Genomic DNA, 26469 nt, shown 5'->3' on the forward strand with positions numbered 1-26469 from the left:
GGGCAAAACCTCTAGGAAAGTGGATCGATGGCGCTCAATGGCGCGTCGGCGCTGTAGTCATCGGCGAACGGAATGGACGGCTGGAACAGGGTTTTCCAGTCCGGCCGGGTAATCGCGCGGTCGCTGTGGCTGCGCATGAGTTTTTCGTATTGAAGTTGGGCCTGACGTTGCAGGGCGGGGTAGTCGACGCCGGTGACCTGACCGTCGTGCATCACACAACGACCGTCGATGTAACTGGCGACGCAATCGTCGCCGCGCCCGGCCAACAGCAGGTTTTTCAAAGGGTCGAACAATGGCCCCAGATGAAGGCCGCGCAGACTGAATACGGTGATGTCGGCTTTGGCGCCGGGGGCCAGTCGACCGAGGTCATCGCGACCCAACGCCCGCGCGCCACCGAGGGTCGCGGCGTTGTACAGATCGAGGCTGCTGGTCAGCGCCGAGCCGCCCTCCATCAGCCGCGCAATGTTCAAGCCGTGGCGCATGTTTTCCAGCAGATCCGCCGGCCAGGTGTCAGTGCCGAGTGCGAAGTTGATGCCCTTGGCGCGGTAGCGACCGAACGAGTTCAGCGCTTCGCCGTCACGGGCAAACACCAACGGGCAATGCACCAGACTCGCACCGCCGTCGATCAGCCGTTGCAGATCATCGTCGCCAGCGGTGTAGATGCCGTGCGGCAACAGACTGCGCGGCGTGAGCAAGTCCAGTTGCTGCAACCACTCCAGCGGTGACGCGCCGCGCAACTGCTCGACCATCGCCACTTCGCTGAGCGCCTGGCAGCAATGCAGACGCATCGGCGCATTCAGTTCGCGGCTCAGCGCGGCGGTGCGTTGCAGCAATGCGGGTGTGCAGGTCTGGATACGATCCGGCAGCAGCGCGCCACGAATCAAACCGTCATGGGCGCCGTCGAAATCCTTGAAAAACCGTTCTGCCGCATCCAGTCCGGCCAGCCCGCGAGCCTCATCCCAGTGATGGGCCAAGGTGCCGTCGGCCTGCCAATAACTCATGCCACTCATGTAGCAGGGGCCGAGGTAAGTGCGTAAACCCAGTTCACCGGCAACGTCTGCAACAGCGGCGAATTCGTCGTAAGTTTCCGCCCATTCGCGGTAGTACATCGAGGTGATCGGCATGGCCGTGGTGATGCCGTTGCGGATCAACTGGGTGAAGGCGTAGCGGTATTTGAAGACTTCTTCGTCGGCGCTGTATGTCTCACGCGGGCCGGCGGCCAGATATTCGGATGACCACATGCGGCCCATGGCGCGTTCGTCGCCGTTGTCCAGCGTCAACACCGTGGAGTCGAGATCGCCCAGCGCGTCGAGATCAATGAAGCCAGGGCCGATCAGCGCATTGCCGTAATCGATCCACTGATCCACCGCCCCGGCATAACCGCGCCCGACGAATTCGATACGGGAACCCGAAAACACCACTTCACCGTCGCGCCACAGCACATGTTGCGCGCCGTTGAAACCGACCACGCAACTGGCCTTGAGACCGATGCGTTTCACAGACGGCTGCTCAGCAAGCGGCCACCTTCGGCGATCAACGCGCCACCGCGATAGACCTGACGCAACGGCCGCGCCACGACCGCCTCGCCCAGCGTCTCAACCGGCATCAGCAAGAAGTCCGCACGCTGACCAATTGCAAAACCGTAATCCTCGATACCCAGCGCCCGCGCACCATTTACCGTGGCCGCCTCGAACGCCGCCGCCAGCTCATCGTCCTTGCCCAAATCAAAGCGAAACGCCAACAACATCGCCCGTTCGAGCATGTCGCCATTGCCCATCGGCGACCACGCATCGCGAATACCGTCGGAACCCAGGCAGACATTGACGCCGGCCTCGCGCAAGGCGAGAAACGGCGGCACTGCGGTGTCGGCCGGCGCCGAACTCATCAGCGAAATCCCTAGCGCCGCCAAACGTTCGGCGACCGGTTTCACCTGGCTCCACGGCAGCATGCCGAGGCAGTAGGCGTGGCTGATCATCACCCGGTTTTGCAGGTTGAAACGCTCGGTGTAATCAGCGATCAGCGCGATTTGCCACAGGCCCAGCTCACCTTTGTCGTGTAGGTGAATATCGACGCCACGGCCGAATTCAGCCGCGAGTTTGAAAACGAAATCGAGCTGCGCGATCGGGTCGTTGTCGATGCCGCACGGGTCGAGCCCACCGACGTTTTCCACGCCCAGCGCCATTGCTTCACGCATCAGTTCGGCGGTACCGGGGCGGCTGATCAAACCGGTTTGCGGGAACACCACCAGTTGCAGGTCGATCAGGTCTTTGTAGCGTTCGCGCAATTGCTGCATGGCTTCGACGTGACGCAGACCGAATTCCGGGTCGATGTCGACGTGGCAGCGCATGGTCAGCGAACCACGGGCGATGCAATTTTCCAGCAGCGCACCGGCGCGTTCGGCGATGGGCGCGGTGACTTCGCGGAGGATGCGGCGCTCGTTGCTGATGTAGTCCTTGAGCGTCGGCCCCGCGCTGTTTGGGCGCCAGGGTTGGCCGTAGAGGGTTTTGTCGAGGTGGACGTGGCTTTCGACCAATGCGGCGGTGAGGAGTTGGTGTTGGCCGTTGATGTCGGTGGCAGCCACGGGCGCGTTGGACGCCGGACGGCGCTGAGAGAAGCGGCCGTTTTCGATGAGCAGGTCTTCGGCGGCGGCGCCGTAGGGGCGCACGTTGCGTAGCCAGTGTGGCTGGGTCATACAAACCTCGTTCAGGTCTTTGGATTTTTTCCCTCACCCTAGCCCTCTCCCGGAGGGAGAGGGGACTGAATGGGGGATATTGGAGAGATACACCGACTTGGAATATTTGCTTTGAATCCATAGTCGACTGGTTGTTTCAGGTCGGCGTATGGCGCAAGACACCTCGGTCAGTCCCCTCTACCTCTGGGAGAGGGCTAGGGTGAGGGCAGCGGTCTCGGATCAACCTTTGAGCTTCGACCAAATCCGATCCTGCAGCTCCCGCGCCTTGTTGCTGCATTCCTTCTCCGGGCGCAGACGCGAGGCGTACTCCTCTGGCATGTTGATCGCGTCCATCACCTTCCACTTCGGATCAAGCAACGAATCGCTCTGAATCCCGTTGGCGTAAGCAATGGCGTTCGACACGGCGGCGGCGTTCTCCGGCTTCATCATCCAGTCGATAAAAATCTTCGCGTTACCCGGGTGCGGCGCGCTTTTCGGTACGGCGAAGTTGTCCTGGAACATCGCCACGCCTTCACGCGGATAGACGTACTTGATCGTGCTCTTCTGCAAGGTCGCCCGGGCGGTCGAGCCGTTCCAGTTCTGCATCATGATCACCTCGCCCGAGGCCATGCGGTCGACGGTGTTGTCGGAGCTGTACATCTTCAAAAACGGCTTCTGCTTTTGCAGCAATTCCAGAATGCGTTTGGCGTCCTGCGGGTTTTCGCTGCATTCGTCGACGTTCAGGTAATGGCTGGCGGCGTTGATCACACTGCTCGACGTATCCAGCGCGGCGAGTTGGCCTTGCAGCTCTTTGCGCGGTTCGAAGAACTCTTTCCACGAGTCATCCAGTTTGCCGCCGGGCACCCGCGCACTGTCGTAAGAGAACCCGGTGGTGCCCCACAAATACGGCGCCGAGAACTTGCGCCCCGGATCGAAACTCGGATCGCGGAACGGTTCTTTGACGTACTGAAAATTGCTCAGGGTCGGCGTGTCGATTTCCATCAACAGATCCTGCTTGATCAACGTCTGCATGATCGACTGCGACGGCACGATCACGTCATACGCAGCGCCGCCGGCCTGCAATTTCGCGAGCAAAGTTTCGTTGCTGTCGTAACCGTCCATGGTCACCTTGATCCCGGTTTCCTTCTCGAACTTGGCCAACAATTCGACCGGGTAGTAATCGGTCCAGTTGTAGAAAAACAGCTCTTTCGGTTCGGCGGCGTGGGCGCTGAACGCGGTGAAACAACTCAGGGCCAGACCGGACATTGCCAACCGCATGCTTTTGATTTTCATGAACAGAGCGCTCCAGATTTATTGTTGTTTACCGCGTTGGCCCAGCCAGAAGGCCAGCACCACCAGGACGATGGAAATCAGCAGCATCAGTGTCGAGATCGCATTGATCTCCGGCGTCACGCCAGCCTTGATTGCCGAGAAGATGTACACCGGCAACGTTGTCGAACCGGGCCCGGCGACGAAGAAGGTCATGATGAAATCGTCGAGGCTGACCACGAACGCCAGCACCGCACCGGACAACACCGCCGGCCACAGCAGCGGCAAGGTCACGCGGCGAAACACCTGCCACGGATTGGCATAAAGATCGTTCGCCGCTTCCAACAGGCTCTTGTCCAGATCATTGAGCCGCGCACGGATTGGCAGGTAGGCGAAGGGAATGCAGAAGCCGATGTGCGCGACGATCACCGTGAGCAAACCGAGCTTGATGCCGAGTGCCATAAACAGCAGCAACGTCGCCACTGCGGTGACGATTTCCGGCAGGATCAGCGGCAGGTTGATGCCGCCCTCGACCATTTTCTGTCCATAGAACGGCCGATACGTGGCCAGCGCTGCGAGCAGTGCAATCGCCGTGGCGCAGACCGTGGCAATGGTGGCGACGATGATCGAATTCAGCGCCGCCGTCTGAATCGACGGATTGGCCAGAATCCGCCCGTACCAGGCAAAGGAAAACTCGGTCCACACCGTCGCCGAACGATTGGCGTTGAAGCTGTAAGCGATCAACACGAAGATCGGCAGGTACAGATAGGCGAGGATCAGCAGGCTGATTTCGCGGGTGCCCGGGAGTTTTTTCAGGTGCAGGGAAATCATGCTTTCGCCCCCCGATGGATGGTCTTCGCCGCGCGGCGGCTGTACAGCGCATAGAGCACCAGCGACACCAGCAGAATCGCCAGCAACAGGAACGACAGCGAACTGCCCAGTGGCCAGTTGCGCGCGGTGCCGAACTGCTGCTGGATCAGGTTGCCGATCATCAGCGTCTTGCCACCGCCAAGAATCGCCGGAGTGATGAACGCGCCGAGGCTCGGCACAAACACCAGCAACGCACCGGCGATCACACCGGGCATCGACAGCGGCAGAATGATCCGGCGCAACGCGTGCCAGCGATTCGCCCCGAGGTCGTAAGCGGCTTCGACCAGACGCCAGTCGAGTTTTTCCAGCGTCGAATAGATCGGCAGAATCATGAACGGCAGGAAGCTGTAGACCAGACCGACACTCACCGCGAAATCGTTGTAGAGCAGGGTGATGCCGCCGGCGCTGGGGAACAGGGCGTTAAGGCTTTGCGCGACCCAGCCGTGTTCGCGCAGGATGATCAACCACGCGTAGTTGCGAATCAGCAGGTTGGTCCAGAACGGAATGGTGATCAGCAACACCATCAAATTGCGTCGGCGCGGGGTCAGGCTCGACATCCACAACGCCACCGGAAACCCGAACAGGAAACACAACACGGTGGTGCCGCCGGCCTGCAGCACCGAGCGCAGCAACGCTTGGGCATAGACCCAGTTCAGTTCCAGTTCACCGTCAAAACCTTCCTGAAAAAACAGCTGCACGTAGCTTTGCAGTTGCCATGGCGCTTGCCAGTCGACGCCGCCGTAGGTGTTGCGCGGCAGCAGGCTGATGTAGCCCATGATCCCCAGCGGAATGGCGATCAGGGCAAGCAGGGTCAACACCACCGGGCTGAGCAACAGCGCGCGGTTGAGGGCAGGGGAAGTGCTGCTGACGCTCATCTCAGGCCTCCATCAACAGGCAGGCGTGCGGCGGCAAGTGCACGGCGACGCGTTCACCGACCGCGCGGCCGGGGTTCAGGCCTTCGTTGTTTTCACGCAGCATGACTTTGATGTCGTTGTTCAGGCGGCACTGGTACAGCGTCGCCGTGCCGACGTAGAGCACCGCTTCGATGACGCCACGCAGGTGATGCGGCTGGCTGGCGTCGACCAGTTGCGAGCGCTCCGGGCGAAACGCCAGTTGCACGCTGCTGCCGGCGAAGCTCTGCTGCTGACAAGGGATTTCGATTGGCATGCCGTTGGGCACGAAGAGTTTTTCGTTGTGTTCGCCGTGCTTGAGCTGGCCAGGCAAGAAGTTGATATCGCCGATAAACTGCGCGACGAAACGGTGTTTGGGGTGCTCGTAGATATCGGTCGGGGTGCCGATCTGCAGGATCTTGCCGGCCGACATCACCGCAATGCGATCGGACAAGGTCAGCGCTTCTTCCTGATCGTGGGTGACGAAAATGAAGGTGATCCCGGCTTCTTTCTGTACGCGCTTGAGTTCGACCTGCATTTCTTTGCGCAACTTGAGGTCAAGCGCCGACAACGGCTCGTCGAGCAACAGCACTTTCGGTTTCGGCGCCAAGGCCCGGGCCAGAGCCACGCGCTGCTGTTGGCCGCCGGACAATTCCGCGGGTTTGCGCCCGGCCAGATGCTCCATTTGCACCAGCGCGAGCATTTCGTTGACGCGATCCGGAATCAACTTGCGATCAAGACCCTGCATCTCGAGGCCGAAGGCGATATTCTGCGCCACACTCATGTGCGGAAACAGCGCGTAACTCTGGAACACCGTGTTGACCCGGCGCTTGAATGGCGGCAGATCGTTGACCGGTTCACCGGCCAAACGAATCTCGCCTTCACTGACGTGCTCGAAGCCGGCGATGGTGCGCAGCAGGGTGGTTTTGCCGCAGCCCGAAGGGCCGAGCAGGGTAAAGAATTCGTTGTCGGCGATGTTCACCGAAACATTGTCGAGGGCCGGCGCGAGGCCTGGATCATCGGAATACCGTTTTGAGACGTTGCGCACTTCAATTGCTATTGGTTGACCCATATTGGTGCAATCCTCTATTTATTGTATGCAATATCTGAATGCAATTTAGAAATACCCGGATTAATCTGCGTGTGCAACCCCCTTTTTCTTTGGCCAGCGATCGCCAGGGGTTGGTTGCCCGACGCTAAAGGAGTGTTTGAATGACCGAGAAGAAACTGGAAACCACGGTCGACCGCGTCTACCAAGGGGTTTACGAGGCGATCAGCAAGCGCTCGTTGCGCCCGGGGATGAAGCTGGGCGAGGCCTCATTGGCCGATTTATTCAATGTCAGCCGCACGTCGGTTCGCGCCGCGTTGAAGCAACTGGAGGCCGATGGCCTGGTTACCACCGAGCCCAACAAAGGTGCGTCGGTGTCATTGCCGAGCAATGAAGAGATCCGTTCGCTGTTCGAAACCCGCCGTCTGATCGAGATCGGCATCGTCACTGAACTGTGCCGACGCAAGGACAGCGCGGCGATGCAGGACTTGCGTGAACATCTATTGCTGGAAGACGAAGCGCACGCTGCCGGTGACCACGAACGGTTGATTCATCTGCTCGGCGAGTTCCACATCAAACTGGCGCGCAGCCTCAATAACCCGGTGTTGCTCGACTGGTTCCAGAAGCTGATCTCGCGCGCCTCGCTGTATGCCGCCGCACTGGACGACGACAGTCATGAAGTGTGCCGCGATGACGAACACCTGCGCCTGATCGAATACATCGAGGCCGGCAACCAGAGCGCTGCCATCGAGCTGACCTGCATGCATTTGAACGGCATCGAAAAAGCCATTCTCGACGTCGCCGCGAAGATGAAAACTGGCTACCATCCGCTCAAGCACCTGATCGGGGTCTAGTCTCCGAGCGGGGACGAAATCGGCTATACCTCTTATGAAACCAATACGACTGAAGACGCTCGAAACAGACGGGCGTCGCGTCGTTCTGGCGTCGCGATTTATCGGGCAACCACCACAGGACACCGAGTCAGTCGATGCAGTTTTTATCCGATAGCCACGGCTGTGATGGCTGGCAAGGCGAAATGGCCGAACGTATCCGCGCGTTCGACTGGAGCCACACTGAACTGGGCCCACTGAATACCTGGCCGGCGAGCCTGTGCAGCGCGGTGCAATTGATGCTGGCCTCGCCGCTGCCGATGGTCATGCTTTGGGGTCATGCCGGCTACATGATCTACAACGACGCCTATTCGGAATTTGCCGGTGGTCGCCATCCGTATCTGCTCGGCTCCCCCGTGGAGTTGGGCTGGCCAGAAGTTGCCGATTTCAACCGCCATGTAGTCGACACGTGCCTGGCCGGCGGTACCTTGTCGTTTCGCAACAAGGCGCTGGTACTGCTGCGCGATGGTGTCCCCGAGGAGGTTTGGCTCGATCTCTATTACAGTCCCGTTTCCAATGATGCCGGAGCGCCTGCCGGGGTGATGGCAATGGTGGTGGAAACCACCGAGTTCGTGATTTCCGAAAGACTGCGCCAAGAGGCCGAAAACGCCTATCGCGCCGATAACGAACGCGTGCGTCTGGCATTGAATGCGGGGGCGTTGGTCGGTTCATTCGTGTGGGACGTGAAAAACAACCGGCTGTCCGCGGATGAGCGTTTTGCCCGCACGTTCTCCTACCCGCCGGATCAGGATCTGAGCAATTTGTCTCAGGACGTTGCCGAGTCGCGCATCCACCCGGATGACTTCGACTGGGTGCAGGAACGAGTCACCCGGTGCGTGCAGACCGGCGAGCCGTACAACGCCGAATATCGGGTTCGTCGCGGCGACGGTAGCTATTTCTGGGTGCTGGCCAGCGGCGCTTGCCAGTTCAACGAGAACGGCGAACCGCTGCGCTTCCCCGGCGTACTGATCGACATTCATGAGCGCAAGATAGCCGAAGAGTCTCTGCTCAAATTTACCCGCAATCTTGAACAGCGCGTTGCCAATGAAGTCGAGGCACGCCTGGCGGCTGAGGAACAACTGCGCCAGTCGCAGAAGCTTGAATCGATTGGCGGCCTAACCGGCGGCGTGGCTCACGACTTCAATAACCTGCTGCAAGTGATCGCCGGCAATCTGCATTTGCTCGCTCGGCATGAACCGGATAACGCCAACGTGCAGCGCCGCGTCAGTGCCTCGCTGGCAGCGGTGGAGCGTGGCGCCAAACTGTCTTCGCAATTGCTTGCGTTTGCCCGCCGGCAACCGCTGTCGCCGGCGGTGTGCAATCCGCAGCAGATTTTCGATGGCGTCGGCGAATTGCTCCAGCGCGCGCTGGGCGAAACCATTCAGGTCGATGTGCAATTACCGGCAGAGCCGTGGCACATCAACGTCGACCGCAATCAACTGGAAAACGCCATTCTCAATCTGGCGATCAACGCCCGCGATGCGATGAAGGGCGAAGGCACGATTGGTTTGAGTGCCGCCAACGTGCGCCTCGACAGCGAGTTTTGCGCGGGTAAAGGCATCGTCCCCGGCGAGTTTGTGCGCGTGGCGGTGAGCGATACCGGCGCCGGTATTCCTGCGCAGATTCTCGAGCAGGTGTTCGAACCGTTTTTCACCACCAAGGCTGATGGCCAAGGCACGGGGCTGGGTTTGAGCATGGTCTTTGGTTTCGTCAAACAGAGTGGCGGGCATGTCGAGATTGCCAGCCAGGTCGGCGAGGGCACGCGGGTGCAGTTGTACTTCCCGCGCAGTCTGCGCCCGGTTCGCGATGAGGCTCCGAGTGTGGAGAATCTGCAGGGCGGCGGGCATGAGACGATTCTGGTGGTCGAGGACAACGACGCCGTGCGTGCCTCGGCGGTCGAGTTGCTGCGCGAGGAAGGCTATCGCGTGTTGACGGCCGGTAACGGTGATGTGGCGATGCAGATGTTGCTGGAAGGGATCGAGGTGGATCTGATCTTTACCGACGTGGTCATGCCGGGGTTGATCAAGAGTTCGGATCTGGCGGCGTGGGCCAAAGTGCAGATACCGGCGGTGGCGGTGCTGTTCACCTCCGGGCACACCCGCGACATCATCTCGCGCAATCACCAGTTGAGCCCGGACACGCATTTGCTGAGCAAACCGTACAGCCCGGAAGCGATGTTGCAGATGATTCGTGCGGTGCTTAATGCCTGACTGGGACAGAACCTTGAGCCTACTCGAGCTCTGTAGGGAGTTACCTGTGGCGAGGGGATTTATCCCCGTTCGGCTGCGCAGCAGTCGTAAACCCTGAGAATGTGGTTGAACTGGAAAAAATGCAGGGGAGCGCTTCGCACTCCAACGGGGATAAATCCCCTCGCCACAATGAACTCCGCAATCAATGAGGCCTCATTAGTCATAGACGTTTTTTCTGTTCTTCGATCAAGGCCCGCCAATGACTTCCAAGCGTAATTCCAAAGCGCCCGCCGGCATGGTTCGTGTGCGGGGCGCGCGTGAACACAACCTGAAGAACGTCGACATCGACATCCCCCGCGATGCGCTGGTGGTGTTCACCGGTGTGTCCGGTTCGGGCAAATCCTCGTTGGCATTCTCGACCTTGTATGCCGAAGCCCAGCGCCGCTACTTCGAATCCGTCGCACCCTACGCGAGAAGGCTGATCGATCAGGTCGGCGTGCCCGATGTCGATTCCATCGAGGGCCTGCCGCCCGCCGTGGCCCTGCAACAACAGCGCGGCACGCCGAGCACGCGGTCTTCAGTGGGCAGCGTGACCACGTTGTCGAGCCTGATCCGCATGCTCTATTCGCGCGCCGGCAGTTACCCGCCGGGGCAGGCGATGCTGTACGCCGAAGACTTTTCGCCGAACACCCCGCAGGGCGCCTGTCCGGACTGCCATGGCCTCGGCCGGGTCTATGAAGTCACCGAAGCGCTGATGGTGCCCGATCCGAACCTGACCATCCGCCAGCGCGCCGTGGCCTCCTGGCCGCTGGCGTGGCAAGGGCAGAACCTGCGCGACATCCTCGTGACCATGGGCATCGACGTCGACATTCCGTGGAAGAAACTGCCGAAAAAGCAGCGCGACTGGATTCTCTTCACCGAAGAAACCCCGACCGTGCCGGTGTACGCCGGGCTGACCCCGGAAGAAACCCGCGTCGCCCTCAAGCGCAAAATGGAGCCGAGCTACCAGGGCACCTTCACCGGCGCGCGTCGCTACATCTTGCACACGTTCACCCATTCGCAAAGTGCGCTGATGAAGAAGCGTGTTTCGCAATTCATGCTCGGCAGTCCATGCCCGTTATGTGACGGCAAACGCCTTAAGCGTGAAGCGTTGTCGGTGACCTTTGCCGGGTACGACATTGGTGAGTTGTCGCAGATGCCGTTGTTGCAAGTGGCGGAAGTGTTGAAGCCTGTGGCGGCGCAGAGTTATCTGCAGCACGCCGAAGAAACCGGCGAAACCCTGAGCCATGCGCAAACCCGCGAGGCTCGTCAGCAAAGGGTGGCCCACGGCGGCAGTGGTCACGCGAGTGCGCCGGATGTGCGACACACGCCGAACCTGTCGCTGGAGAAGCGTCTGGCGGCGCAGCGCATTGCCGAGGATCTACTGGAGCGGGTCAGCACCCTGACCGATCTCGGTCTCGGTTATCTGGCGCTGGAGCGCAGCACGCCGACGTTGTCGTCCGGTGAGCTGCAACGGTTGCGCCTGGCGACGCAACTGGGCTCGCAGTTGTTCGGCGTGATCTATGTGCTCGATGAACCTTCTGCCGGTTTGCATCCAGCGGATGGCGAGGCGTTGTTCGAGGCTTTGCAGCGGCTGAAGGCGGACGGCAACACGCTGTTCGTGGTCGAGCATGATCTGGAAACCATGCGCCGCGCTGACTGGTTGATCGACGTAGGCCCGGCGGCGGGCGAGAAGGGCGGGCAGGTGTTGTTCAGCGGCCCTCCAGCGGGATTGGCCGATATTAAAGAGTCGCAAACCCGCGCTTATCTGTTTGCTGAAACCCAGCGACAAACTCGCGCCGCGCGCAAGCCGACGGCGTGGCTGAAACTTGATGGCATCACCCGCAATAACCTCAACAACCTCAGTGCTGAATTTCCCTTGGGCTGTTTTACCTCGGTCACCGGTGTCTCCGGCTCGGGCAAGTCGAGTCTGGTCAGTCAGGCATTGCTCGAACTGGTCGGCGCGCAACTAGGGCGGCCGACGGTTGAAAGCGAAGCGGAAGAGCTCAGCCTCGAAGACGATGCGCCGCAGGTCAGCAGCGGCCAGGTCACGGCTGGACTGGAATCGATCAAACGGCTGGTGCAAGTTGATCAGAAACCCATCGGCCGCACACCGCGCTCCAATCTGGCGACCTACACCGGGCTGTTCGACAACGTGCGCAAGCTGTTCGCCGCCACCCCCGAGGCGCGCTCGGCGGGGTACGACGCCGGGCAGTTCTCCTTCAACGTCGCCAAGGGCCGTTGCGCCACGTGCGAGGGCGAAGGGTTCGTCAGTGTGGAATTGTTGTTTATGCCCAGCGTGTATGCGCCGTGCCCGACCTGTCATGGCGCGCGGTATAACCCGCAGACGCTGGCGGTGCTGTGGGAGGGCTTGAGCATCGCGCAGGTGCTGCAATTGACGGTCGATGAGGCGGTGACGGTGTTTGCCGGGCAGCCGGGGATTCGTCGTTCGCTGGAAGTGCTGCGTGATATTGGCCTCGGATATTTGCGCCTCGGGCAACCGGCCACAGAGTTGTCCGGCGGTGAAGCACAGCGAATCAAACTGGCCACCGAGTTGCAACGCAATCAACGCGGCGCGACGTTGTATGTGCTCGATGAACCGACCACAGGATTGCATCCGCGCGATGTTGACCGGTTGCTGGAACAACTGGATACGCTGGTGACGGCGGGTCATACGGTGATTGTGGTCGAGCACGAAATGCGCGTGGTCGCGCAGAGTGACTGGGTGATCGACATCGGCCCGGGTGCGGGCGATCAGGGCGGCAGGATTGTGGTGGCGGGCACGCCGCAGAAGGTTGCGGCGAGCAAGAAGAGCAAGACTGCGCCGTTTTTGGCCCGCGCGTTGAACCGATAGGTGTATTGGCCTGGCAGGCCTCTTCGCGAGCAAGCTCAGCTCCTACGATGGTTCCGAGTACACCGCAGAACACTGTAGGAGCCGAGCTTGCTCGCGAAAGCGGTCTGTCAGGCACCGTCGAGGGTGCGGCGGACTTTGTCGAGCAGTTCGCTGATCTGGAACGGTTTGACCAGCATGTCCATGCCCGTGCCCAGAAAAACCTGCCGATTGATCGCCGTTTCCGCATACCCGGTCATAAACAGGATCGGCAAACCCTCACGCCAGCCCCGCGCCACGTCCGCCAGTTCCCGCCCGCTCATGCGCGGTAAACCAACATCAGTCAGCAGCAGATTGATCGACGCATCGTTCTGCAATCGTTCCAGCGCCGTTTCGATATCCGCCGCCTGCGTACAGCGATAACCGGCATCCTCCAGCACTTCAGTGACAAACATCCGCACCGACGGCATGTCCTCGACGATCAGCACATGCTCACCGGTGCCCTGCGGATCGACCACCGGCGCCGGAATGTCAGCACCGGTCGGATCGCTGGTCGCCGGCAACATGATTGTCACTTCGGTACCACGTCGCGCCACGCTACGAATGTGCGCATCGCCACCGGACTGGCGGGCGAAACCGTAAATCGTCGACAACCCCAACCCTGTGCCCTGGCCCAGCGGTTTGGTGGTGAAGAACGGATCGAAGACCTTGTCGATCACGTTGTGCTCAATGCCCGTGCCGTCATCGCGCACCGACAGTGCGACGTAAGCGCCATCGGCCAGGTTCGGATCGCCATGGGAATAAGCGGCGTAAGTGTTGACCCAGACATTACCGCCCGAGGGCAGCGCATCGCGGGCGTTGATCACCAGATTGAGCACCGCACTTTCCAGTTGCACCGGGTCGACCAGCGCGATCGCCGGTTTGCTGGTCAGCTCAAGCTTGAGGTTGATGCGTTCGCCGATGGTGCGGGTCAGCAGTTCTTCCAGCGAACGCACATGCTCGTTGATGTCCACCGGCCGCGTGTCCAGCGGTTGCTGACGGGCGAAGGCCAGCAAGCGATGGGTGAGGGCGGCGGCGCTCATTGCCGAGTTCAGTGCCGCTTTGGCGTAGAACTGCACCTTTTCCGGTCGATCGTCAGCCACGCGTTTCTGAATCAATTCCAGGCTGGTGATGATGCCGGTCAGCAGGTTGTTGAAGTCGTGGGCGATGCCGCCGGTGAGTTTGCCCAGCGCATCCATTTTCTGCACTTGCAGCAGTTGCGATTCGGCACGCACACGCTCGGCGACTTCCTTGGCCAGTTGCGTGGTGGTGTCGTCCAGTCGCGCCAGGTGCGAGCGTTCGCGATGACGGTGTTCGGTGACGTCTTCGACGAACACCAGGCTCAGCTCCGGCGTGCGGTACGGCGAAATCTGCCATTCAGTCTCGCGAAGCTCACCGAGCACGCGCATGTTCAGCGTGCCTTTCCAGCGTTCGCCATCGACCAGGCGCAGGCGCAGTTCGTTGAGGATTGCGCTTTGATCGTCGGCGAAGCATTCGCGCAGGGTTTGCGGATCCTGATTGTCAAGAATCAGCTGAGCGAAGGCGTGATTACATTCATGCACTTTCAATTGCGCATCAAGCACGGCAATCGGTGCCGACACGTTGGCGAAAATCTCGCGGAATCGCGCCTCGCTCTCACGCAGGGCGTTTTCGGTGTCGCGCACTCGCAGCAGTGTGCGCAGGGTCGCGAGCAACACGTCCGGGTCGACCGGGTGAATCAAGTAAGCATCGGCGCCGGCGTCGAGACCGGTGATGATGTCGCCGGTCTGAATCGAGGCGGCGGACACGTGGATCACTGGCAGCAACGCGGTGCGCGCATCGGCACGCAAGATGCGCACAATGTCGAAACCGCTCATGTCCGGCAGGTTGACGTCGAGGATCAGCGCATCCAGCGGTTCGCTCTCGATCAACGCCAGTCCGTCAGTCCCGGTGCCGGCCTCCAGCACTTGGTAGTCGTGGCGTTCCAGACGCCGGCGCAGGGCGTAGCGGGTGGCGACGTTGTCGTCGACGATCAACAGGCGGATGTCACGTTTCATCGACGTTCTCCAGAGCGATCGCCAGCGGAATGATCACGAAGAAGGTCGAACCGACCCCCGGCGTGCTTTCCAGGCCGACTTCACCGCCCAGCAGGGCCGCGAAGCGTTTACACAGCGACAGGCCCAGCCCGGTGCCGCGCAGACGTTTCTGCAACGGCGAGTCGACCTGGGAAAAGTCCTCGAACAATGCGCCATGCAGCTCGGCAGCGATACCAATACCGGTGTCGCTGACGGCAAAACGTACTTTGTCGATGCCTTCGAGCCGCGCCGACACCCGCACTTCGCCACGTGTGGTGAACTTCAGCGAGTTGGAAATGAAGTTGCGCAAGATCTGCGCGAGTTTCTTGTCGTCGGTGTACAGCCGTGGCAGGCCGACCGGTTCTTCGAAAATCAGATCGACCGCCGAAGCATCGACAATCGGCCGGAACATCCCGCGCAGTGCCGAGAACAGGTCGAACATGTCGAACCACGCCGGCGAAATGGTGATGCGCCCGGCCTCGATTTTCGCCAGATCGAGCAAGTCATCGACCATGTCGCTGAGCTCGCGAGCGGCAGTGCTGACGAACGCGACCTGTTTGTGCTGCTCAGGGCTGAGCGGGCCGTCGAGTTCATCGGCGAGCAGGCTGTTGATGCTCAGGATCGAGCCCAGCGGCGTGCGGAACTCGTGGCTCATGTACGACAGAAAACGGCTCTTCAAGTCCGAGGCCTGGCGCAGCTCCTCAGCCTGAATATCGAGTTCGGCGTACAGGGCCAGCACGCCCTGGTTGGTTTCATCGAGCTCTTCGCGCAGGGCCGCGGTTTCGCTCTGCAATTGCGCAATCAGCGCGGCCTGTTCGGCGCTGTTGAGAATCGGCGACTCAGCCATGGGCGGCCTCCAGGGCAACGACCAGCACCGTTACATCGTCGCGCCCGCGACAGAAGTCGCGGTGCAGGACGCTGGCTATCACGGCGGGATGGCGGTGCACCAGGCCGGGGTAGTCTTGAAGGTTCCAACGGGACTGCAAGCCGTCGCTGTACATGATCAATAGATGTCCGTTCACGTGAGCATAGTCAAAGGGTCGGGCTTTCCGGTATTGCACGCCAACAATGCCTGGGTGCGAGGCCAGCCCGCGGGATTTGTCGGCGGAGATCAGGCTGGCGCCAATGTTGCCGACGCCGGCAAAAGTCAGACTGTCGCGGTGCGCGTTGAACTGGGTAAACGCGACAGCGCCGCCCCGGCTGCCGATCATGTCGCGATGCATGTCCTCCATCAGCATGACCGGTTCGGCGAACGGCGTCAGGGCGAAGGTTTCGGCGCCTGCAAGGCCGGCGCGTTCGGCTTCTTCGCCATGGCCCAGACCGTCGATGATCAACGCACTGATGTTGCCGTCCTCATAGGCCAGGTGCCAGACGTCGCCGCACGCGGGATCGTTGTGCAGCGAGTGCTGGCTGACACCGAAGCGAATGTCTGGCCCCCGGTCAGCGCGCGGATACAGTCGCGCCAACAGCACGGCGCCACGGTTATCGGCGTAGACATCAAACACTTCGGCCTGGCGCGAAATCGAGCCGAGACCGATGCCTTGGGTGCCGCCGGTGGAGAAGCCGTCGGCCAGACAAGCCTCCAGATCAAAACCCTGGGCGCGATCCACGGCGAGCATTTCGATGCCGAAACCATCAGGGCGCGGCAACACCCGCAAGTGCATTTCACCGTGGCTGGCGTGCTTGAGTATGTTGCTGGCCAACTCTGTCGCCACCAGTGCAACACGCCCCGCATCGCGTTCATCGAAGCCATGCCGTTCGGCCAATTGCTGCGCGGTACGCCGTGCGTAGCCGATCTGGCTGCTGTCCTCGATCGGCAGCACCTGGGTCAGGCTGGAGCGGATATTCATGTCCATCGGGTAATCGTTATTCGAGTGCCTTTGCCGGGTTCGGTGTCGAGTTCGAACTCTTCTACCAGTCGTTTAGCGCCGGTCAGGCCCAGCCCCATGCCGCTGCCGGAGCGTCCAGCCATCGGTCATCGCCAGTTTCAAGTCGGGAATGCCGGGGCCTTCATCGCGAAACGTCAGACGCAGGCCGACCTTGTGATCCTCGTCGAGAATCTGCCAGTCCATGTCGCCGCCACCGCCGTAGACCATGGTGTTACGCGCCAGCTCGCTGACCGCCGTGACCATTTTGGTCAGGTCGATCAGGCGCATGCCGCACTCGGTGGCGAGCTTGCGCGCGGTCTGACGCGCGAGTACCACGTCTTGCTCGATATGGATCGGTTGAGTACCGCTACTGCGCACGGTCATTGTTGCAATACTCGTTCTCGCAGCAGTTTCATCCCTCGCTCGACGTTCAGCGCGGTGCTCACGCCGGGCAAAGTCATGCCGAGTTCAACCAGGGTAATCGCGACGGCGGGCTGCATGCCGACCAACACGGTTTCGGCGTCCATGATTTTCGACAGGCCGGAAATCGTGCCGATCATCCGGCCGATGAACGAGTCGACCATGTCCAGCGCCGAGATGTCGATCAACACCCCGCGCGCCGAGGTTTTGCTGATGCGTTCGGACAAATCGTCCTGCAGGGTGAGGGCGAGTTGGTCATGCATGTCGACCTGAATGGTCACCAGCAAAAAGTCGCCCATCTGAAGAATCGGGATACGTTCCATGCTTAAGCCGTCTTGACGAGGCTGATACCCAGACGGGTCAGGGCCAGTTTCAACGCGTCTGCCAGGTTGGCTTTGGTCACCACGCCTTGCAGGTCGAGGCCAAGGTGGACGATGGTTTGCGCGATTTGCGGACGCACGCCGCTGATGATGCAGTCAGCGCCCATCAGACGAATCGCGGTGACGGTTTTCAGCAGGTGTTGCGCAACCAGAGTGTCGACGGTTGGCACGCCGGTGATGTCGATGATGGCGATTTCCGAACCGGTGTCGACGATGCGTTGCAGCAGCGATTCCATCACCACTTGCGTGCGTTGCGAATCGAGCGTGCCGATCATCGGCAGCGCCAAAACGCCGTCCCACAGCTTGACCACCGGGGTCGACAGTTCCAGCAGTTCTTCCTGCTGACGCTTGATCACCGCTTCACGGGATTTCTGGAAGGTGCGGATGGTGTGCATGCCGAACGCGTCGAGCAGCTCGGATATTTCCCAGAGTTGTTCGGCGAGCAGCGCCGGTTGTTCTTTGTAGTGAGCTTGCAGCAGGTTAAACAGCGGGCCTTTGAGGGCGAAAATGAAGCTGGCGGTTTGCTGCGAATCCTGGCCGAGCAGGGCGCGACTGTGCGAGAGCTTTTCGAGGAACTGGCGGGTCGCCTCCCAACCTGGCGTGGCGATGTTGGTGCCGTTGTCGTTCTCGAGACCGCTGACCACCAGTTGCAGAAATTCGGAGGTTTGTTGCTGCAGGTCGTGTTCTTTCAGATTGCGTGTGGAACCGCTGGCTTGCAGGCCGTTGATCCATTCGCTCAGCAGTTGCGTTTGCTTGTTTTTCATCGCATCGAGTGTGCTGTTCTGCAGTGCTGCCATGTGCCTGTTGCTCCGTAACGAATTTGGGGCCGATTCGATAAAAATTGATCGGCGCGAAGACATCGACATTTGCCGTTCTAAATAGTTGTTCGATCCCGCCAGGATATTTTTGATCTGGCGCAACGAACGCCCCGGTAACTCTAGTCGGCGTGACGGGGAGTGGAGATGTTTTGAACGTTGACGTGGTGCAGGCTTCGAATCTTCAAGGCCCGGCTGGTTTCAGTCGCGCTTGCTTTGACGAACGAGGTGATTATGAACGAGCAAACCAATCCGCAACAGAATCAATCCTCCGAACCGATCAACCGTAACGATCCGGCAATCGATCCGCAAGTGCCGGGGCAGCCTGCGCCGACGCAGCAGCAGGGTGAGGACGGCCAGGCGCAAAGTGCCGATCCGGCGGTGGATCAGAAGAACAAGCATACGGACAATGACAACGAGTTCAGCCCGGGGTTTGAGCCTAAGCCGGATCGTGCGGAGCCCGGGGAGGAGACGGATGCGGATATTGATACGGATGGGGGTTGAGGTTGGGCGTAAATGATGAGGCCGCATCTTTTGGATGCGGCTTTTTTATTCGCTTGGATACTGTGGTGTTGTCTGGATCGATCCCCCTCACCCCAGCCCTCTCCCCCAAGGGGTAGAGGGGGAAGGGAGCCGATCTTTGTGTTGTTCAAAATCTGAGTTCGACTCTGGATTTCGATACTTGAACCTGAGTTAGCGTCTGGATCATGAGTTCGATGCAGACCTTTCAGGTCGACGTATCTCGAACATTCAACTCGGTCGGCCCCCCTCTACCTCCGGGAGAGGGCTGGGGTGAGGGTAAAGCCTTTACTTGCTAGGATGCTTGGCCTGCAGCTCTTTCGCCGCCGCCAGATGTTTCTCCAGCCCCGGCAACATTTTCTGCGCAAACGCCTTCAATTCAGTCGCGCCCTTGACCTTGTCATCCGTCACGGTATTCGCCTGTTTCTTGAACAGCTCAATGGTCTCTTCGTGCGCCTTCACCTGATTGTTAGCGTAGGCCGCATCAAACGACTCATCACGCATGTCGAGGATTTTTTCCTTGGCCTGTTTGACCAGCGTCGTAGTATCCGGCACCTCGATATCGTTGGCCTTGGCAATGCTCGCCAGCTCATCGTTAGCCTTGCCATGGTCAGTGATCATCATGTTGGCAAACGCTTTGATGTCGGCCGATGAGCTCTTTTCCAGGGCCAGGCGACTCGCTTCGATTTCAGCGATACCACCGGCAGCGGCGTTATCGACGAAATCATTGTCAGTCGCGGCGAAAGCGCTGCCCATACCGGTGCTCAAAGCGACAGCCAAAAACAGATGACGCAAGTTGAATCCGTCCATTGGTGTATCTCCACGCAGGTTTTTGTTGGTGATACTCAATGGAGGCAGCGCGGCGTTTAAAGGTTTTATCGCATTTGCGACAGGGCGACGAACGGGCACCGCTGGTCTGACAGGTGGTCGACAGAACGCCCCAACCGAGGCCATTCTGATAACTGGCCTGCGCAATCGGTCGCGCGGGCCAGCCGATCAATTGACGGAGGTGTTCCATGCCGGTGACTCATGACTTGTTACAGGATTTGAAGCTTACGAAGGAAGAGATCCAGCAAAAACGCACCGCGGATCCACATCTGGACGCACTGATCAACAAGTATTCCCAGGCAGACGCCGATGTAGTCAAGGCCGAGACGGCGACCTCGGATGCGCCCAGCGATGACACGCTGAAAAAACTCAAAGAGAAACGCTTGCAGGTTAAAGACAAGATTGTCGAGCAATTGCAGGCGCGATCCTGAAGGCGGGTTGATCCGCCGACCATCGGTTGCGGATTGACTGGAACGACAGCCCCGACCGGCACCTCGAATGTTCAGAGTCTTCAATCATCGACTCTTTGCGAGGTGCCTTATGAACGATCCCAAATTCCCCAGTGAAGAGCAGGGCGCTTTTGACCCGGTTCCGACGCATCCTGAGCCGAATAGCCCGGCGCACACGACGGCTAATCCGGAAGAGCTGGATGAGGATCTGCCGGAAGACGAAGATCCCGACAAATTCGATAAATCCAGTAACTGACTGACGCCTTCGCGGGCAAGCCTTGCTCCTACAGATGATTGCATTTCAACTGTAGGAGCAAGGCTTGCCCGCGAAGGCGTCGTTCAATTCAACATCAATCCACCAGATTCACTTAAGGGCCCCATCCAACGACATCCGCGCCATATGCGTCGCCTTCAACGACCCAAAATACAACCACCGCCCATACTCCCTAACCGTGGTAATCGGCGAATAATTGCCATCGCTGGCATCCTGCAAATTGGCAATCACCTTGCCGTCCAGATCCAGCCCCAGCACAAATCCGCGCTTGTCCACCGGCGCCGGCACCAGCTTCAACGCCCGTACAATCATCTTGCGCAGAAATGGATGCCCCGCCGTGGCGTCCAGCAGCGTATTGCGCGGCGCATACAGCGCCACCCAAAACCGGTCACGGCCATTGAACGCGAGGTTGTCCGGCAGCCCCGGCAGATTGTCGATAAACAGGTCGTGAGTGCCGGCTTTCGGCCCGGTCAGCCAATAGCGGCTGATGCGATAAGCCCCGGTTTCATTGACCAGCACATAGGCGTCGTCCGGGCCGAGGGTCACGCCGTTGGCGAACTCCAGTTTGTCGAGCAGCACGCTGGTCTTGCCGGTTTGAAAGTCATAACGCAGCAAACGCCCATCGCCGCCGTGCTCGATGATCGCCTCGCCGTCATGGCCGTAACCCCAGCGGCTGCTCGCATCGCTGAAGTAGGCGAAATGCCCGGGCGCATCGATCGCCACGTCATCGGTGAAACCGAAGGCCAGTCCATTGGCGGCGGTGGTCAGCGGGATCAATTGCCCTTGCGCATCCAGCGACAGCAAGCCTTTGACCCCGTCGGCAATGACCAGCATGCCGTTCGGATGCCGAGCCAATCCCAGCGGACGCCCGCCGGTATCGGCCAGCACTTGGCGCTGCGTGCCATCGAGACTGGTGCGGATCAGTCGGCCGTCATGCAGGCCGGTGATCAGGTAATCCTCTTCCAGCAGCAGCGCTTCCGGTCCTTCGATATCGCTCGGCCCGACTTGCGCTGCGCTTTTGAGTTTCTGGTTCTCGGCGTAGGGGCCTTCTTTCAGCGATGGCGCGGGCTGCGGCGACCAGGCGACCGGTTCGATTTTGGTCGGCATCAGCAGTAAATATCCGATGACGATGACGAGCAGTAACAACACAACGTGCCGCACCTTCACGCGCTGGCCCTCGCCGAAGCCAAGTGCTGAGCAGCCATGTCGCGCAAGGCCAACATCGACGCCGCCGATTCGCGATCAATCCGGCGTTTGAGCAGCAGGTGATTGGCGATGCGCATGCCCAAACCTTCAAAGCGATAATCCAGCGTGCGCACAAACCGCGTGCCGTTACCTTCGGCCGCGCACTCATACGTCAGCAGCAACGACAAGCCATGATCACCTTGAGCCCGCGCGCACCAGCGGCGGCCCGGCAGGTATTCGGTGACTTCCCAGCGCAAATGCCCTGAGCGGCCGCCGGCATGAATGTCCTCTTCGAAACGCGAGCCGGCATGCAGCGGGCCGTGTGCACCGTCGATCTTCAGCGATGACGGATGCCACTCTGGCCAGCGGTTAACGCTGGCGGCGTAGGCGAGCACGGCGATCGGCTCACCGGCGATATCGATCTGGTGCTGCAGGCGGGTCATGGGCATTGTCGAATAGCTCAAAGGGGCGGGTTCCGACTCCCAGTAAAGGGTGCCGAACAGGTAGTCCATCAGCGGAAAAACGATATTGAAATTACGTTCCTGCATGCGTTCGCGCCTATGATGCAACTCGTGCAAACGGCGCATCTGCCGGATCCACGGCAAGCGTGTCAGGGGGTTGTTCGGCGGCAGATGCTCGCAGGCGTGGAACACTTCGTAAGTCAAGTAACCAAGCACCATGCACCCGGCAAAGAGCCCGGCGACATTGGCGTTCACCTGCGCGATCAGCCACCACAGCGGCAGGGTGATCAGCAGCGTGTGAATGACGATCAGCCATGCCGGGAACAGAATCACCCGCCAGTCGCGGGCGCTGTCATAGGTCATGTGGCCGGGGGTGAAGAAGCTGTGATGATCACCGGCATGCCGGGCGTAGAACATCTTCGCGAAGGCTTTTTTATGGTGGCCGAGATGGCGATGAACCATGTACACGCCGAAGTTGAACAGCAACAGGCTCAACGGCACGGTCAGCCATTCCAGCGGCCGCACTTGCTGCACGGTGCCCCAGAATCCGGCGATGGCGAGCACGCCGAACAGCAGCACGAAAACCCCGTGCAGCCACGGGTTGTAGCGCGGATGAATGGCCGCACGGTAGCGGCTGCGAAATGCCTCGGTGGTCTGCCTCACTGCGTTCACCTGCGGGTATCGTTGTTATACCCGGCAGCGTAGCCGATCCGGCCATTTGTGCAGGCTGAACCTTGAGGTCACATGCGCCATGCTTCGGTGTAAAACGGCTATCAGCTCAGTGGGTTCCAGCGCTGAGACCAGTCGTCATCGGTGTTGATCACCTCGCGCAGCAGATCAAAGGCCTGTTGCAGCGTTGCCGAGTCGCGATCTCGCGAATACACCAGATACGTCGGGTAGCTGAACTCCGGCGCTTTGGTCACCGCTTCCAGCGCGCCGCTTTCCAGATACGTGCGAACCACGCGGGTACGGAAATAGCCGCTGCCGCCGTGTTCGAGGATGTATTGCAGAGCCAGCGGGCCGAGGTTGAAACTCAGCGCAGCTTTGGCTTTTTCCGGCAGGGCGGCGTCGTGCTGACGACGGAAATCCGGGCCCCAGTCGATGTAAACGTAGGGATCGGGACGCTCGGGTGCGCGTACCAGAATCAGTTTCTCTTCCAGCACTTGCTCGACCTGCAGTCCCGGCCAGTATTCCGGCTGATAGACCAGCGCGGCGTCAAGAACGCCGAGTTCGAGTTGCCGCAGCAGGTTTTCACCGTCGCGAATTTCCATGCGCAGGGCATGCCCAGGGATTTTCTCGCGCAGTTCAGCGGCCCAACTGAGCATCAGCGGATTGCACAGGCTGACTTCACCACCGATGTGCAACACGTTGTGCAGGCCTTCGGGGAGCGGTAGATCACGACGCGCGGCTTCCCAGGTTTGCACCAGTTGATTGGCATAGACCACGAACGCTTCGCCGTTGGGCGTCAGTTTTGCCCCGGCGCGATTGCGTACGAACAACGTACTGCCCAGTTGGCTTTCGAGTTTTTGCACGCGGGCGGTGATCGCTGTTTGTGTGACGAACAGCTTCTGCGCAGCGGCGGCGAGACTGCCGTGGCGGACGATTTCGAGAAAGGTGCGAGCGAGGTCGATGTCCATGGGCGGGCCGGTTTGGGAGGTCGGCGTATTGTAAGGGCAAAAGCCCCTCACTAACCCTCTCCCGGGGCGAGAGGGGACTGACCGAGCTGTCTGACGTCAAACATCGACCTGAAAGATTGAGTCGATTATGGATTCAAAGCCGAACTTTCAGGTCTGCGTAAATCGCCAATATCCCCCCTTCAGTCCCCTCTCCCTCGGGGAGAGGGCTAGGGTGAGGGGAAAAGCAGACACCGCCAAAATCAACTGACCACTTCAACGTTACGAGCCCAATCTGCAACCATTCCAGCCATGCCCGTTGAGCCGTCCTTGGCCTTCGATGGAGCGGGAAGATTAAGTGTTGCGAGTGGTATCAGCTGTGATCAGGGTCAACGTTTCCCGATGATTACTGCTGTGCGTGCGTATTGACTGCCAGTAACGTCCTACGGATGCCGGAGTGTTTTTCGCAAATACCGGGACATTTCCGACAACTGTTTCAGGTTGGTCGTCGGACGCCTGTTCTATAACATCGGACGTGACATTGAAGTCGCTTACGGCTCGGACGTTCGGGCCCCTGACAACGGATGGATCATGCAAAACATACACGTTGAAAACGACGCAGCGCGTTATCACCCTCGCTATTTTTGGCGCGATGTTCGAGCCAGGTGCCCCTCGGAGACCAATGCGATGTCCACTGCTAAACCGCTTCGGTTTACGGGGCTGAAGCGGGTCGAAGGCAAACCTGTCGACGTACTCTTGCGCGGCAGGGAGTGGGGTGAAGACCCTATGTTTATCATCCGGTACACGCAGCAAGGTTTCGAACTGCAGGACGTCGTCAATCTGATCGCCACCTCTGAGCTTTACCAGGAGGGTGAGCTTGTTCAGATGATCACCGGCAAATCCATCCGAACCGTGCGGCGCTTGCTCAAAGACAGCAAACCCTTCCTGCTCAGCCAGCAACAAAGCATGGTTGCCTTTCAATATGCCCATGTGCTGGAAGTTGCCACCGAGGTCTTCGACGGTCAGGCGGAGGCCGAAGAATGGTTGCGCAAGCCGACCAAATGGCTCAACGGCTACAAGCCGATTGAGCTGGTCGAGAATCCTTTCGGTTATCAAGTGGTCGACGCCTACCTGCACCGGACAAAATACGGGGTTTATCAATGAACCCGCTGCCTTGGGATGATCGCTGGTTTGCCTGGCGTGTCGACCCGGAAGCCTACAAATGCACGTGGAGCAGTGGCATTGGCTCCGAGCGTAAGGGGGGACGCTGGAACCGTCCTGGACGGCGTGTTGTATACGCGTCAGTCGATCCGTCCACGGCCATTCTCGAAGTGGCGGCACACGGCAGTTTTAATCGTCTGGATACAAAACCCCATGTCCTTACGTGCTTTGAGATATCCGATCAGGCCCTGGTTCGGGTCGTCCAGCCGGAAGAATTGCCGAATCCCTACTGGATGAGTCCTGCACGGACGTCACCGAATCAGCAAGATTTTGCCGATGCGTTACTCGCCGAACACCCTTTCTTGCTGGTGCCCTCGGCGGCGACCCGGCACTCATGGAATTTGCTGGTGAGCTGCGAGTTGGCCGAAGGGCAGTTCCGCATGATCTCGCAGGAGCGTTTCGGCCTGGATACCCGATTGTTGGAAGAGTTGGCGCTGAACTGACCATTTCTCCGGCTCATGAACGCAAAAATCCCGCCACAAAGGGCGGGATTGTTGTGTCGCTGAACGCTGCTATTAAGCAGGGAACAGTTCGGACAGTTTCATCGACAGCATCATGTCGCCTTCAACGCGCAGCTTGCCGCCCATGAAAGCCTGCATGCCGTCGGTTTCGCCGCTGACGATACCTTTCAGGGTTTCGCTGTCCAGCACCAGCGTGCAGTTGGCGTCCGGGTTTTCGCCTTCCTGGATGTCGCAGGTGCCGTCTTTGACGATCAGCGAGTATTGCTTGTCTTCGTCAGTGATGTTGAAACCGAAGACCAGATCCAGACCGGCAGCAGCGGCTGGGTTGAACTTGGCTTGCATTGCTTTTACGGCATCAGCTACGGAGGTCATGATTCGATCCTTTTTTTGGTCATAGGAGCTGGGTGGTTACAGCAAGGGTCACAGTCATCCGGACTCAGCGAAAAGTGATGAGTTCCGGGGCCTTCAGCAGTTGCAGATGTGCGTGACTGTTGAAGGAAGCCAGTGCCACCTCGCGGCCGCGGAATTTCAGCTGGCTGAGCGAGGTGTTGACGATTTGCCAATTCAGTTCGAAGGCCTGTTTGGCAGGCATTTGTGTAATGAGGTGGAGCAGGGCAGTGATGGTGCCGCCGGAAGTGAACACGGCGATTTTCTGGTTTTTGTCCGCCAGATCGAGAATGCGATGCAGCCCGCCCTGAACCCGTTCGACGAAACCCAGCCAGCTTTCCAGCCCTGGTGTGTCATAAGTGCCGGCCAGCCAGCGCTCGATGATCAGGGCGAAAATGCGTTGGAATTCACCACGGTTCTGCGCGGCGTTGCGCAGGATGTCGAGAGCTTCCGGCTCGTCTGCCAGCATGTCCGGGAGCAGGGCGCGGATCACCGCGTCGGCATCGAACTCGTTGAACGCGGCATCGGTTTCCAGCGTTGGCACATTGAGGCCTTTAGCGCTGAACTGTTCCAGTGCGCTGGTAGCCGTGTGTTGCTGACGACGCAGGTCTCCGGCAATGCAACGATCAAAGCTGATCCCCAGCTCAGCGAGGTGCTGACCGAGGATTTCTGCCTGGCGCACACCGGTCGGCGACAGGACGTCATAGTCGTCTGCACCAAAGGAGGCCTGGCCATGTCGAATCAGATAGATGCTGCCCACGTCCGCGTCATCCCGGTACGTTGAAGGTTTGGCGAGGTT

Annotated in this window: 25 protein-coding genes and 1 pseudogene; 8 read left to right on the forward strand and 18 right to left on the reverse strand. The window is 59.8% G+C overall.

Annotated features, from left to right (window positions below; translation table 11 throughout):
- Nucleotides 1–11 precede the first annotated feature (11 nt).
- The 6 genes from ACZZ0D_RS08505 to ACZZ0D_RS08530 all read right to left on the reverse strand — a co-directional run bounded on the left by ACZZ0D_RS08505 (nucleotide 12) and on the right by ACZZ0D_RS08530 (nucleotide 6772).
- Nucleotides 12–1499 carry an amidohydrolase family protein gene (locus tag ACZZ0D_RS08505; protein WP_463552925.1) on the reverse strand — a complete coding sequence of 496 codons (1488 nt, stop codon included), beginning with the start codon at nucleotides 1497–1499 and terminating at the stop codon, nucleotides 12–14.
- Nucleotides 1496–2692 carry an amidohydrolase family protein gene (locus ACZZ0D_RS08510; RefSeq protein WP_463552926.1) on the reverse strand — a complete coding sequence of 399 codons (1197 nt, stop codon included), beginning with the start codon at nucleotides 2690–2692 and terminating at the stop codon, nucleotides 1496–1498. The genes ACZZ0D_RS08505 and ACZZ0D_RS08510 overlap by 4 nt, the downstream gene beginning before the upstream one ends.
- Nucleotides 2693–2911: 219 nt before the next feature.
- Nucleotides 2912–3964, reverse strand: a complete 1053-nt coding sequence (locus tag ACZZ0D_RS08515) for an extracellular solute-binding protein (RefSeq protein WP_053120894.1) — start codon at nucleotides 3962–3964, stop codon at nucleotides 2912–2914.
- A gap of 18 nt (nucleotides 3965–3982) precedes the next feature.
- The gene (locus tag ACZZ0D_RS08520; RefSeq protein WP_053120891.1) at nucleotides 3983–4771 is read right to left on the reverse strand and encodes an ABC transporter permease; all 789 of its coding nucleotides are present in this window, start codon (nucleotides 4769–4771) and stop codon (nucleotides 3983–3985) included.
- Complete coding sequence (locus ACZZ0D_RS08525) at nucleotides 4768–5685, reverse strand: ABC transporter permease (protein ID WP_053120890.1); 918 nt, start codon at nucleotides 5683–5685, stop codon at nucleotides 4768–4770. Before ACZZ0D_RS08525 ends, ACZZ0D_RS08520 begins: the two co-directional genes overlap by 4 nt.
- Before the next feature lies 1 nt (nucleotide 5686).
- Entirely contained in the window at nucleotides 5687–6772 is a 1086-nt protein-coding gene (locus ACZZ0D_RS08530) for an ABC transporter ATP-binding protein (RefSeq protein ID WP_053120888.1), read from the reverse strand.
- A 140-nt stretch (nucleotides 6773–6912) separates the two neighbouring features.
- Between ACZZ0D_RS08530 and ACZZ0D_RS08535 the strand changes: the two genes are divergently transcribed.
- The 3 genes from ACZZ0D_RS08535 to ACZZ0D_RS08545 all read left to right on the forward strand — a co-directional run bounded on the left by ACZZ0D_RS08535 (nucleotide 6913) and on the right by ACZZ0D_RS08545 (nucleotide 12720).
- A complete protein-coding gene (locus ACZZ0D_RS08535) occupies nucleotides 6913–7602 on the forward strand; it encodes a GntR family transcriptional regulator (protein ID WP_053120886.1) in 690 nt (229 codons plus the stop codon).
- Nucleotides 7603–7736: 134 nt separating this feature from the next.
- On the forward strand, nucleotides 7737–9848 hold the full coding sequence (locus ACZZ0D_RS08540) for a hybrid sensor histidine kinase/response regulator (protein WP_463552927.1): 2112 nt from the start codon (nucleotides 7737–7739) through the stop codon (nucleotides 9846–9848).
- A 238-nt stretch (nucleotides 9849–10086) separates the two neighbouring features.
- Nucleotides 10087–12720: an excinuclease ABC subunit UvrA gene (locus tag ACZZ0D_RS08545; protein ID WP_463552928.1), complete on the forward strand. Its 2634-nt coding sequence runs from the start codon at nucleotides 10087–10089 to the stop codon at nucleotides 12718–12720.
- A gap of 107 nt (nucleotides 12721–12827) precedes the next feature.
- Here ACZZ0D_RS08545 and ACZZ0D_RS08550 read toward each other — a convergent pair whose 3' ends face one another.
- From ACZZ0D_RS08550 to ACZZ0D_RS08575, 6 genes and pseudogenes are all read right to left on the reverse strand, one after another.
- On the reverse strand, nucleotides 12828–14771 hold the full coding sequence (locus ACZZ0D_RS08550; RefSeq protein WP_463552929.1) for a response regulator: 1944 nt from the start codon (nucleotides 14769–14771) through the stop codon (nucleotides 12828–12830).
- Complete coding sequence (locus tag ACZZ0D_RS08555) at nucleotides 14761–15636, reverse strand: sensor histidine kinase (protein WP_053120878.1); 876 nt, start codon at nucleotides 15634–15636, stop codon at nucleotides 14761–14763. Before ACZZ0D_RS08555 ends, ACZZ0D_RS08550 begins: the two co-directional genes overlap by 11 nt.
- A complete protein-coding gene (locus ACZZ0D_RS08560; protein ID WP_463554775.1) occupies nucleotides 15629–16639 on the reverse strand; it encodes an ATP-binding protein in 1011 nt (336 codons plus the stop codon). Before ACZZ0D_RS08560 ends, ACZZ0D_RS08555 begins: the two co-directional genes overlap by 8 nt.
- Nucleotides 16636–17041, reverse strand: a pseudogene (locus ACZZ0D_RS08565) (anti-sigma regulatory factor). The gene ACZZ0D_RS08560 and the pseudogene ACZZ0D_RS08565 overlap by 4 nt, the downstream one beginning before the upstream one ends.
- Nucleotides 17038–17400 (reverse strand): STAS domain-containing protein, encoded by a 363-nt coding sequence (locus tag ACZZ0D_RS08570; RefSeq protein ID WP_034155679.1) that lies wholly within the window; start codon nucleotides 17398–17400, stop codon nucleotides 17038–17040. The pseudogene ACZZ0D_RS08565 and the gene ACZZ0D_RS08570 overlap by 4 nt, the downstream one beginning before the upstream one ends.
- 2 nt (nucleotides 17401–17402) lie before the next feature.
- Entirely contained in the window at nucleotides 17403–18254 is an 852-nt protein-coding gene (locus tag ACZZ0D_RS08575; protein WP_053120876.1) for an STAS domain-containing protein, read from the reverse strand.
- Between the two features lie 252 nt (nucleotides 18255–18506).
- Between ACZZ0D_RS08575 and ACZZ0D_RS08580 the strand changes: the two genes are divergently transcribed.
- The gene (locus ACZZ0D_RS08580) at nucleotides 18507–18776 is read left to right on the forward strand and encodes a hypothetical protein (RefSeq protein WP_053120874.1); all 270 of its coding nucleotides are present in this window, start codon (nucleotides 18507–18509) and stop codon (nucleotides 18774–18776) included.
- A gap of 303 nt (nucleotides 18777–19079) precedes the next feature.
- Here ACZZ0D_RS08580 and ACZZ0D_RS08585 read toward each other — a convergent pair whose 3' ends face one another.
- Entirely contained in the window at nucleotides 19080–19601 is a 522-nt protein-coding gene (locus ACZZ0D_RS08585; RefSeq protein ID WP_053120872.1) for a DUF4142 domain-containing protein, read from the reverse strand.
- 206 nt (nucleotides 19602–19807) lie between these two features.
- Here ACZZ0D_RS08585 and ACZZ0D_RS08590 point away from each other — a divergent pair, with 206 nt between their 5' ends.
- Both ACZZ0D_RS08590 and ACZZ0D_RS08595 read left to right on the forward strand, forming a co-directional pair.
- Nucleotides 19808–20050: a YdcH family protein gene (locus ACZZ0D_RS08590; RefSeq protein WP_053120870.1), complete on the forward strand. Its 243-nt coding sequence runs from the start codon at nucleotides 19808–19810 to the stop codon at nucleotides 20048–20050.
- 109 nt (nucleotides 20051–20159) lie between these two features.
- Nucleotides 20160–20324 (forward strand): hypothetical protein, encoded by a 165-nt coding sequence (locus tag ACZZ0D_RS08595; RefSeq protein ID WP_223026004.1) that lies wholly within the window; start codon nucleotides 20160–20162, stop codon nucleotides 20322–20324.
- 108 nt (nucleotides 20325–20432) lie between these two features.
- Here the strand turns inward: ACZZ0D_RS08595 and ACZZ0D_RS08600 are convergent, their stop codons facing one another.
- From ACZZ0D_RS08600 to ACZZ0D_RS08610, 3 genes are all read right to left on the reverse strand, one after another.
- Entirely contained in the window at nucleotides 20433–21449 is a 1017-nt protein-coding gene (locus tag ACZZ0D_RS08600) for an SMP-30/gluconolactonase/LRE family protein (RefSeq protein ID WP_463554776.1), read from the reverse strand.
- Nucleotides 21450–21505: 56 nt separating this feature from the next.
- A complete protein-coding gene (locus ACZZ0D_RS08605) occupies nucleotides 21506–22651 on the reverse strand; it encodes a sterol desaturase/SRPBCC family protein (protein WP_463552930.1) in 1146 nt (381 codons plus the stop codon).
- Between the two features lie 110 nt (nucleotides 22652–22761).
- Nucleotides 22762–23625: a LysR family transcriptional regulator gene (locus ACZZ0D_RS08610; protein ID WP_463552931.1), complete on the reverse strand. Its 864-nt coding sequence runs from the start codon at nucleotides 23623–23625 to the stop codon at nucleotides 22762–22764.
- A gap of 663 nt (nucleotides 23626–24288) precedes the next feature.
- Between ACZZ0D_RS08610 and ACZZ0D_RS08615 the strand changes: the two genes are divergently transcribed.
- Entirely contained in the window at nucleotides 24289–24765 is a 477-nt protein-coding gene (locus ACZZ0D_RS08615) for an antitoxin Xre/MbcA/ParS toxin-binding domain-containing protein (RefSeq protein WP_053120865.1), read from the forward strand.
- On the forward strand, nucleotides 24762–25265 hold the full coding sequence (locus ACZZ0D_RS08620; protein WP_053120862.1) for an RES family NAD+ phosphorylase: 504 nt from the start codon (nucleotides 24762–24764) through the stop codon (nucleotides 25263–25265). Before ACZZ0D_RS08615 ends, ACZZ0D_RS08620 begins: the two co-directional genes overlap by 4 nt.
- A gap of 72 nt (nucleotides 25266–25337) precedes the next feature.
- Here ACZZ0D_RS08620 and ACZZ0D_RS08625 read toward each other — a convergent pair whose 3' ends face one another.
- Both ACZZ0D_RS08625 and ACZZ0D_RS08630 read right to left on the reverse strand, forming a co-directional pair.
- Nucleotides 25338–25655: an SCP2 sterol-binding domain-containing protein gene (locus tag ACZZ0D_RS08625; protein ID WP_053120860.1), complete on the reverse strand. Its 318-nt coding sequence runs from the start codon at nucleotides 25653–25655 to the stop codon at nucleotides 25338–25340.
- A gap of 64 nt (nucleotides 25656–25719) precedes the next feature.
- Nucleotides 25720–26430, reverse strand: a complete 711-nt coding sequence (locus ACZZ0D_RS08630) for a histidine phosphatase family protein (protein WP_463552932.1) — start codon at nucleotides 26428–26430, stop codon at nucleotides 25720–25722.
- Nucleotides 26431–26469 lie beyond the last annotated feature (39 nt).

Source organism: Pseudomonas sp. AC193 (genome assembly GCF_979258075.1).

Excerpts from the sequence above, each read along its gene's own strand:
- ACZZ0D_RS08510 (WP_463552926.1), bottom strand. The coding sequence starts at position 2,692 with ATGACCCAGCCACACTGGCTACGCAACGTGCGCCCCTACGGCGCCGCC.
- ACZZ0D_RS08515 (WP_053120894.1), bottom strand. The coding sequence starts at position 3,964 with ATGAAAATCAAAAGCATGCGGTTGGCAATGTCCGGTCTGGCCCTGAGT.
- ACZZ0D_RS08520 (WP_053120891.1), bottom strand. The coding sequence starts at position 4,771 with ATGATTTCCCTGCACCTGAAAAAACTCCCGGGCACCCGCGAAATCAGC.
- ACZZ0D_RS08525 (WP_053120890.1), bottom strand. The coding sequence starts at position 5,685 with ATGAGCGTCAGCAGCACTTCCCCTGCCCTCAACCGCGCGCTGTTGCTC.
- ACZZ0D_RS08530 (WP_053120888.1), bottom strand. The coding sequence starts at position 6,772 with ATGGGTCAACCAATAGCAATTGAAGTGCGCAACGTCTCAAAACGGTAT.
- ACZZ0D_RS08535 (WP_053120886.1), top strand. The coding sequence starts at position 6,913 with ATGACCGAGAAGAAACTGGAAACCACGGTCGACCGCGTCTACCAAGGG.
- ACZZ0D_RS08540 (WP_463552927.1), top strand. The coding sequence starts at position 7,737 with ATGCAGTTTTTATCCGATAGCCACGGCTGTGATGGCTGGCAAGGCGAA.
- ACZZ0D_RS08545 (WP_463552928.1), top strand. The coding sequence starts at position 10,087 with ATGACTTCCAAGCGTAATTCCAAAGCGCCCGCCGGCATGGTTCGTGTG.
- ACZZ0D_RS08550 (WP_463552929.1), bottom strand. The coding sequence starts at position 14,771 with ATGAAACGTGACATCCGCCTGTTGATCGTCGACGACAACGTCGCCACC.
- ACZZ0D_RS08555 (WP_053120878.1), bottom strand. The coding sequence starts at position 15,636 with ATGGCTGAGTCGCCGATTCTCAACAGCGCCGAACAGGCCGCGCTGATT.
- ACZZ0D_RS08560 (WP_463554775.1), bottom strand. The coding sequence starts at position 16,639 with ATGAATATCCGCTCCAGCCTGACCCAGGTGCTGCCGATCGAGGACAGC.
- ACZZ0D_RS08570 (WP_034155679.1), bottom strand. The coding sequence starts at position 17,400 with ATGGAACGTATCCCGATTCTTCAGATGGGCGACTTTTTGCTGGTGACC.
- ACZZ0D_RS08575 (WP_053120876.1), bottom strand. The coding sequence starts at position 18,254 with ATGGCAGCACTGCAGAACAGCACACTCGATGCGATGAAAAACAAGCAA.
- ACZZ0D_RS08580 (WP_053120874.1), top strand. The coding sequence starts at position 18,507 with ATGAACGAGCAAACCAATCCGCAACAGAATCAATCCTCCGAACCGATC.
- ACZZ0D_RS08585 (WP_053120872.1), bottom strand. The coding sequence starts at position 19,601 with ATGGACGGATTCAACTTGCGTCATCTGTTTTTGGCTGTCGCTTTGAGC.
- ACZZ0D_RS08590 (WP_053120870.1), top strand. The coding sequence starts at position 19,808 with ATGCCGGTGACTCATGACTTGTTACAGGATTTGAAGCTTACGAAGGAA.
- ACZZ0D_RS08595 (WP_223026004.1), top strand. The coding sequence starts at position 20,160 with ATGAACGATCCCAAATTCCCCAGTGAAGAGCAGGGCGCTTTTGACCCG.
- ACZZ0D_RS08600 (WP_463554776.1), bottom strand. The coding sequence starts at position 21,449 with ATGCCGACCAAAATCGAACCGGTCGCCTGGTCGCCGCAGCCCGCGCCA.
- ACZZ0D_RS08610 (WP_463552931.1), bottom strand. The coding sequence starts at position 23,625 with ATGGACATCGACCTCGCTCGCACCTTTCTCGAAATCGTCCGCCACGGC.
- ACZZ0D_RS08615 (WP_053120865.1), top strand. The coding sequence starts at position 24,289 with ATGTCCACTGCTAAACCGCTTCGGTTTACGGGGCTGAAGCGGGTCGAA.
- ACZZ0D_RS08620 (WP_053120862.1), top strand. The coding sequence starts at position 24,762 with ATGAACCCGCTGCCTTGGGATGATCGCTGGTTTGCCTGGCGTGTCGAC.
- ACZZ0D_RS08625 (WP_053120860.1), bottom strand. The coding sequence starts at position 25,655 with ATGACCTCCGTAGCTGATGCCGTAAAAGCAATGCAAGCCAAGTTCAAC.